Origin of the sequence: Pseudomonas sp. MD195_PC81_125, from assembly GCF_014060985.1 — a bacterium.
GTDB classification, from domain to species: Bacteria; Pseudomonadota; Gammaproteobacteria; order Pseudomonadales; family Pseudomonadaceae; genus Aquipseudomonas; species Aquipseudomonas parakoreensis.
The window spans coordinates 1-7,739 of sequence record NZ_JABULD010000368.1; the positions used below are offsets into that span (position 1 = coordinate 1).

General features: G+C 62.6%; 4 protein-coding genes and 1 pseudogene. 1 reads left to right on the forward strand and 4 read right to left on the reverse strand.

Annotation, left to right across the window (positions count from 1 at the left end):
- Positions 1-76: 76 nt before the first annotated feature.
- The 4 genes and pseudogenes from HT737_RS15405 to hflK (HT737_RS15420) all read right to left on the reverse strand — a co-directional run bounded on the left by HT737_RS15405 (position 77) and on the right by hflK (HT737_RS15420) (position 6,044).
- A complete protein-coding gene (locus HT737_RS15405; RefSeq protein WP_182403140.1) occupies positions 77-1,984 on the reverse strand; it encodes a cation-translocating P-type ATPase in 1,908 nt (635 codons plus the stop codon).
- Positions 1,981-3,043, reverse strand: a pseudogene (gene hflK / locus HT737_RS15410) (protease modulator HflK). Before hflK (HT737_RS15410) ends, HT737_RS15405 begins: the two are co-directional and overlap by 4 nt.
- On the reverse strand, positions 3,040-4,086 hold the full coding sequence (hflC, locus tag HT737_RS15415; protein WP_182403142.1) for a protease modulator HflC: 1,047 nt from the start codon (positions 4,084-4,086) through the stop codon (positions 3,040-3,042). The pseudogene hflK (HT737_RS15410) and the gene hflC overlap by 4 nt, the downstream one beginning before the upstream one ends.
- Positions 4,083-6,044, reverse strand: coding sequence for a protease modulator HflK (gene hflK, locus HT737_RS15420; RefSeq protein ID WP_182403146.1), 1,962 nt, complete (start codon positions 6,042-6,044; stop codon positions 4,083-4,085). Before hflK (HT737_RS15420) ends, hflC begins: the two co-directional genes overlap by 4 nt.
- 210 nt (positions 6,045-6,254) lie before the next feature.
- Between hflK (HT737_RS15420) and lpdA the strand changes: the two genes are divergently transcribed.
- On the forward strand, positions 6,255-7,655 hold the full coding sequence (gene lpdA / locus HT737_RS15425) for a dihydrolipoyl dehydrogenase (RefSeq protein WP_182403144.1): 1,401 nt from the start codon (positions 6,255-6,257) through the stop codon (positions 7,653-7,655).
- Positions 7,656-7,739 lie beyond the last annotated feature (84 nt).

Consider the following 7,739-nt stretch of genomic DNA (forward strand, 5'->3'; position numbering starts at 1 on the left):
ACGGAAACCGGCAATGACGTGTGCGCCTTCTACATAGATGACTGCCTATTCGGCGCACAGTTCGCTGCAACTCATTTCAAAGACCATCCTTGAGCTTGAGCAATGGCTCCTGAAACCGCAGCAGCCGTCCGGCATTGCCCAACACCAGCAACGTACTGAGGTTGTGCAGCAGCGCGGCGATCATCGCCCCGGCCGCGCCGAGCCAGCCGAAGGCGGCGAAGACGACAATCGCCAGTGTCCAGCCCAGACCGATGATCACGTTAACCTGCAAGGTTCGTCGACATTGGCGGCTGAGCCGCACACAAGTACCGAGGCGGCGCAGATCACTGCCGATCAAGACGATATCCGCCGAGGCCAGCGCGATGTCAGCGCCGCCCGCGCCCATTGCGACACCGACCACACCAGCCTTCAGTGCCAGCGAATCATTGATGCCGTCGCCCACCACCATCGGCCGAAAACCGTTGTCGATTTCCTTCAGTACGCGGTTGAGTTTGTCCTCGGGCAGCGCCTGCGCTTCCAGCTCTTGCAGGCCGACTTCGCGGGCCAGGGTCTGAGCAACACTTTGGCGGTCGCCGGTCAGCAGCAACTGGCGACCCAGACCGAGCTCGCGCAATTCGCTGAGGGCAAAGCGGGCTTCCGGTTTGACGCTGTCGGCCAGCAACAGCCAGGCGACAAATTCGCCGTTCAGTGCCAATCCGGCAATCGGCCCGTCGTGCTCGGGAACGGTGGTGGTGACGATGCCCAGTTGCGCGAACAACTCGGGCCGGCCCAACGCCGCCTCGCCTTGGGCGGTCGTGGCGACTACACCGAGACCCTGACGCTCATGAATATCCGTCAGCGGCAGGCTCTGGTCCTGACTGACCAGCCCGGCCAACGCGCGGCTGACCGGATGGCTGCTGGCCGCCCCGAGGCTGGCGGCCAGTGTCATCACCGAGGCCTGATCCAGCCGTGGGCTGCTGATCGATTGCAAACGCAAGGTGCCGTAAGTCAGCGTGCCGGTTTTGTCGACCACCAGTGAAGTGAGATCTGCCAACTCCTCAAGGAACGCCGAACTGCGAATCAGAATGCCGTGGCGCGCCGCCACCGCCACACCGGCAATCGCTGTGGCCGGTGCCGACAGCACCAAAGCGCAGGGACATGCCGCCACCAGCACCGCGAGCATCGCCTGCGCGTCATGGGTGATAAACCAGGTCACCGCCGCCAGCAGCAACACCAGCACCATGTAGCTACCGGCATAGCGCTCAAGCAGGCGCGTGATGGGCGGCTTCGAGCGCTCGGCGTTCTGCATCAGCGCAATGACTTTGCCCAGCGTCGATTGATCGCCGGTACGGGTCACCTCGATGCGCAGCAAGCCATCGAGGTTGATCGCGCCGCCAAACACCGTCATGCCCACCGCCGTTTCCACCGGAACCGACTCACCGGTAATCGACGCCGTGTCGAGGCTGGCCTGGCCGAACAACACTCGGCCATCCGCTGGCACCCGATCTCCGGCGCGCACCTCGACCTTGTCGCCGGGCTGGAGCGTCCCGTTATCGACTTCGATGATCGAGCCATCAGTCTGAATCTTGCGCGCGTGGCTGCGGGTCAACTGGCCGAGGGCGTGAATCGCTTCCTGCGAGCCGATCACGCTGCGCTCTTCCAGCACGTGGCCGAAGATCATGATGATCGGCAGCAACGCGGCGGTCAGCAGATCGCCGGTCGCCCAGGCACCGAGCATCGCCAGGGCAATCAATTGATCGGTGATGCCGTGCAGGCTTGGATAGCGCAGGCTGTACCACGCCGAGCGCATCACCGGCACCGCCACCAATAGAGAAGCGAAACCCAGCAGCAACTGACTGACACCGGTTTGCTCCGGTAACAGCCAGCGCCAGAGCAGACCGAGGCCGAGCAAGCCAAGGGCGAGCATCGCCAGGGTCAATTGCCGTGCGGCGCGGCGCTGTTCGGCCGAGGACAACAGACTCGGTGCGGCAGTGGTCGCAGTCATTTACTGGCTCCCTGAATGATCAGGCGGGAATCGTCTTTTGGATCGACCGTGGTCACGGAACCGGCCTGGCCGAGAATCTTCGGCATGCGTTCACGGTACAGCCGCAGGAGCATCTGCGGGTCGGTACCCTGTTGTTGCGCTTTGGCCAGGCTCAGCACCGTGGCGGTGTCGGCAGCGGCTTTTGCCAGCCGTTCGCTGGCCTGCGCGTGGGCCACTTGCAGGGTGCGGTCGGCTTGTTCATTGGCGGTCTGGGTGAGTTTTTTCTGCTTCGGTGCGTGCATTGGCGACGGCTTTGTCGGCTTGCTGACTGGCGGTCAGAACGGCGTTGAACGCACTGACGGCCGGGTCTGGCAGACTCGACTGCACGTCGACACGCGCCACTTCAATGCCGATGCCCTGCCCGCTCGCCTTCAACTCTGCCAAGCGCTTGTTGATGCCTTGCACCAGATCACCGCGCAGACGCTCACGTCTTTCGGCAGCCTGGTTATCAGCACCGATCAACTCCGGACGGGCAACCAGAATCGTGTCCAGATCCCGCGCGGCGGTCAGAGCCACAGCGCTGCGGGTGACCAGCCGATCCAGCGCTGGCAGCACATGATCACCCTGCAGGACGAATTCGTAAGGGTCGGTCACTTTGTAAAACACCCGCACATCCAGCTGAACCACGCCCGCGTCCCCCGTCAGCAAGTAACCGGAACCGGCCAGGGCATCGCCCAGCGGTGTGGCGAAAGTCGTTACACGATCAGCCTTGATCGCCTCACTGCTGCGCAGCAGGTTTTCCACTCGGCGCTCAATCACCCGATCCGCTGCCGGTAGTAAAACCACCTGCTCGAACGGCTGCGGCCAGGCCAGCAACAGCCCGGCATTCTGAATACGCTGCAGCGCGCCAAAATGCAGAACCACGGCCCGATTTTGCGGATCGATCTGCCGCACATTGGAAAATGCCCAAGCTAACGCAGCCAATACCGTCACAGCGTACAAGGCGAAAAACGCCAAACGTCCGGCCTGAATCCACGGACTGCTCAACGAATGTGTTCCACGTGGAACTTCATCACTCATGGCTGCGATCCGGATTTGTTTTCAACATTCGGCGGGCCGTCCACCAGCACGCGGAATGGTGCGGCGTCGGTACGCAGGATCAGCTTGGTGTCCGGCGTGACGACAGTGCCCAGGGTGTCCAGCGAACGCAGCAGGTTGTACAACTGCGGCGATCCAGCGTAGGCACGGCCATAAATTTGCGCCGCTTCGACTCGGGATTGCGCTTCGATTTCTGCCGCTTTCACCGTGGCATCGGCCTGGACAATTCGCGCATCGCGCTCGGCGGCAGATCGAATTTGCGCCGCTTCTCGCTTGCCTATGGCGGTGCGTTCGGTGGCAATTGTTTCACGCTCGGCGCGCATCCGATCGACCGTGGCGGTGAGCGTGACCGAAGGCAAGGTCAGGCGTTCGATGCCCACCCGCACCACACGCACACCGTAAGTGGCCAGCAACTGCTGGTCGATCTGCTGACGCAGTTGCGCTTCGAAATCGGCAATACGCACTTTGCCGGCATCGGTATTCACCAGATCCGCCAGGTCGAAACTGCTGGCGGTGGTTTCCAGCGCCGAGCCGACAAAGGTGCGGATCTGCCGCGCCGCTTCGTCCGGCTGGTTCTGCACTGCGCGCATGAAACGCTGCACGTTGTCCGGATCGCCCTGCACCTGCCACGCCACGTAGGCCTGAACGATGATGCGCAAACCGTCGCGGGTACCGACGTCCTGCAAACCGCTGGAGGTGGTGCGCAGGCGCAGATCCACCGGGATCGCCGCTTCGAACGGCGCCGGCCAGCGCCAGCTCAAACCCGGCTCAAGCAGCACCCGCGAGGGATTACCGAAACGGGTGATGACCGTGGCCTCCCCCGAGCGCACTTGCACCAGGCTCGCCGCCGCGATGGCAAACCCCACCAGCAACAGTGCCCAGCCCATCCGCCGCCAAGGGAACGGTCCCGCGTCTTCCGGCGCACCGTGGTGATGGTGATGATGCCCATGATGATGGTGATGCCCGGCGTGGCCGTGATCGTGGCCGCTGTGGTCATGGGAATCGTGAGTGTGCGACTGGCTCAAGGGGCAACTCCTGGTTGAGCGGTGGTACGCGCAGGCGTCGGATCAGCCGGCAGCGTGAACGTACGCAGGTCGATGGTCGGCGCATTGCTGCTGCCGCCTAAACGGTGGTCGAGTACCAACAGTTTGGCCTTGCTCAGCCCCAGGCTGAGCTGACTCAGATATTGCTCAAGCACGAACGCCTGACCGGCGCTGGCGTAGGCTTTCTGTTCAGCGCTGAACTTAAGGTCTGCGGCCTGCGCCGCCGCATTGATTTCACGGGCGCTGGCACTGGCTTGATCACGGGCGAGGCTGGCCTGCAACTGCGCCTGATTACTGGCTTCGGCCGCCGCACCGCGCTCACGAGAGATCAACGCCTGCGCGCCGATCTGTGCCGCTTGCACGCCGTGATAAGCATTGGCGGCACCGGCCGGCGGGTGAATGGCTTCGACCACGGTGGCGAGAATCTCCACGCCGCTGTCGAGTTTCTGCAGATCGCCTTGCACCGCGCGACCGATTTCATCGCCCAGCCCTACCCGGTCAGCACCGAGCAGACCGTCGAGAGTACGCGAAGCAAAATCGTGCACCAGAATCCGGCTCGCGGTGCTACGAATCAGCGTCGGCACATCGGCATTGTTGTAAGTTGCGGCCAAAGCATCCTGATCACTCAGACCAATGCGATAAACGAAGCGCACGTCCATGTTGACGATCTGGAAGCTCTGCTGATCGCCACGGCTGCTGGCGATCACTTGAGATTTGTCGTTGACGTGACTGGCATCCCACAAGCGGTTGGCGGTCATCGGCGCCGGGCCTTCGGCAGGCTCAGCCAGGGTTGGCGCCGGAGCATCGCCGACGCTGGTTGCCAACTCGTGCACCACGCCGTTCTCGACGCTCAATACACGGCCCAAAGGCCACGGCAGACCGGCGTGCAAGCCAGGGCCAAACACTTGAACCGGTTTGCCGAAGCGCTCGTAGATACCGCGCCCCTGCAGCGGGATTTCGTGGATCCCGGTCAGCAGCCAGCCGACGGCGGCGACCAGTGCCAGCACCGGCAGAAAAGCGCGGCGCATGTAGCTGAACGCCCAGATCTGGCGCAAATCGATGCCGAAACGGTTGTGCAATTCGTGCTGCAAAGCGAGTAACGGCTGTGGTGGCCAACGCAGCATATCGGCAACAAAACTGCGCGCCAGCAGGGTCGGTTCCAGCTGCTCGCGTCGAGGGCTGAACACCGACAGAACTGCGCGCAATAGCAACTCGATCGCGACCAATCCCGGCAGGATTCCGATGAGAACCGCCAGCCGCACCGGCCACACGGAAGTTTCACTGGCAAACAACAGGCACATCGCCCCCAGTACCAGACTGATGATCGCCACCCGCGCAAGTTGCGCGAGGGACCCGGCTTCCGGCCATTGCGCCGGATTTTCCTGAGCCAGTTGCCGCTCCAGCACCAGCAAGCCGAAACCCAACAGCAACATCAGCGCGGCGCCCACCGTGGCCGATAACCCGACTGCAGCGGCAGGCAACGTCAGATTCCACACCTGCCCGATGGCCAGCACAATCAGCACTGACCAGCCGCCCAGCCACAACGTGGCCGCGCCAATCTGACCGAGCAGGTGCAGACCGCGCTCACTCAATCGCTCCAGCACCCGTTCGTACCAGCCGTCAGGAGCGGTTTGCTCGACCTCGTTCAGCGGTTGCTGCGCCACTGGGTGCATGACCCGCGCGCGCCATTGCGTCACCCACCACGCCGATTGCAGTCCGGCGACCAGCACCAGCAACGCCGCGCCCAGATTCACCAGCAAGGCCGGCCATATCGATTGCGCGGCAAACAGCTCGACAAACAACGCCAGCACCCACCCTGCCCCAGCCAATCCGCCGAGGCCGAAGGCCAGGCGGCGCAATCGTCGCCCCTGCGCAGCCGCTTGTTGAAAGCGCGGCAACCCGGTCACTTGCGTGCCATCGACATCCAGATCGACTTGCATATCACCCCAAAGCCATTGATTCACCGGTCTTATCGTTACGATATAACGAAAAGCGTGAAATATTCGTACACAAATACGCCTATCTAAAGATGCGCAACCTGTCGCTTGCCTGAAGCCTTGACCGAAATGTCCGGAAACGCACATATTACGTTCGTAATTTTAATCGCCTACTACTTTTAGCGATCCGCATCCCCAACGAGGAGCAAGAGCATGAGTCACTACGACGTGGTCATTCTGGGCGGCGGCCCCGGTGGTTATAACGCGGCGATCCGCGCTGGCCAGTTGGGCCTGAAAGCGGCGTGTGTGGAAGGCCGCGCCACCCTCGGCGGCACGTGCCTGAACGTCGGTTGCATGCCGTCCAAGGCCTTACTGCATGCTTCGGAGCTGTACGACGCGGCCATGGGTGCGGAGTTCGCCAACCTCGGCATCGAGGTCAAACCCACGCTCAACCTCGCGCAAATGATGAAACAGAAAGACGACAGCGTGAGCGGCCTGACCAAAGGCATCGAGTTTCTGTTTCGCAAGAACAAGGTCGACTGGATCAAAGGCTGGGGCCACATCGAGGGTCCGGGCAAAGTCACGGTAACCGACGATCAAGGCAACAAGACCGAGCTGAGCGCCAAGGACATCATCATTGCCACCGGCTCCGAACCCACGCCCCTGCCCGGCGTCGAGATCGACAATCAGCGCATCCTCGACTCCACTGGCGCGCTGTCGCTGAGTGAAGTGCCCAAGCATCTGGTGGTCATCGGTGCCGGAGTGATCGGCCTGGAGCTGGGCTCGGTCTGGCGGCGTCTCGGCGCCCAGGTGACCGTGGTCGAATACCTCGACCGCATCTGTCCGGGCGTCGATGCCGAGGCCGGCAAGACCCTGCAGCGTTCGCTGAGCAAGCAAGGCATCAGCTTCAAATTGAGCTCGAAGGTCACCAGCGCCACGCCCTCGGCCAACGGGGTGCAGCTCAGCGTCGAACCTGCAGCGGGCGGCAGCGCCGAGTTACTGGACGCCGACTACGTACTGGTCGCGATCGGCCGGCGCCCATACACCAAAGGCCTGGGCCTGGAGAACGTCGGCCTGAGCACCGACAAGCGCGGCATGCTCGCTAACCGCCAGCACCGCACCGAAGTCAATGGCGTCTGGGTAATCGGCGACGTAACGTCCGGGCCGATGCTCGCGCACAAGGCTGAAGACGAAGCGATGGCCTGTGTCGAACAGATCGTCGGCAAGGCCGGCGAGGTCAATTACGACTTGATTCCCAACGTCATCTACACCCGGCCGGAACTGGCCAGCGTCGGCAAGACCGAAGAGCAACTGAAGGCCGAAGGACGTGCCTACAAAGTCGGCAAATTCCCGTTCACCGCCAACAGTCGGGCGAAGATCAATCACGAAACCGAAGGCTTTGCCAAAGTCCTCGCCGACGAACGCACAGACGAAATCCTCGGTGTGCACCTGGTCGGCCCGAGTGTCAGCGAAATGATTGGAGAATATTGCGTGGCCATGGAGTTCAGCGCCTCGGCCGAAGACATCGCGCTGACCTGCCATCCGCACCCGACCCGCTCCGAGGCGCTGCGTCAGGCGGCGATGAATGTCGAAGGGATGGCGACGCAGATGTAGGTGGTCACCCAAACCCTGTGGGAGCTGGCTTGCCAGCGATGGCGTCAGTCCTGTAACCGTTGCGGTCGCTGACACACCGCTATC

Excerpts from the sequence above, each read along its gene's own strand:
- lpdA (WP_182403144.1), top strand. The coding sequence starts at position 6,255 with ATGAGTCACTACGACGTGGTCATTCTGGGCGGCGGCCCCGGTGGTTAT.
- hflK (WP_182403146.1), bottom strand. The coding sequence starts at position 6,044 with ATGCAAGTCGATCTGGATGTCGATGGCACGCAAGTGACCGGGTTGCCG.
- HT737_RS15405 (WP_182403140.1), bottom strand. The coding sequence starts at position 1,984 with ATGACTGCGACCACTGCCGCACCGAGTCTGTTGTCCTCGGCCGAACAG.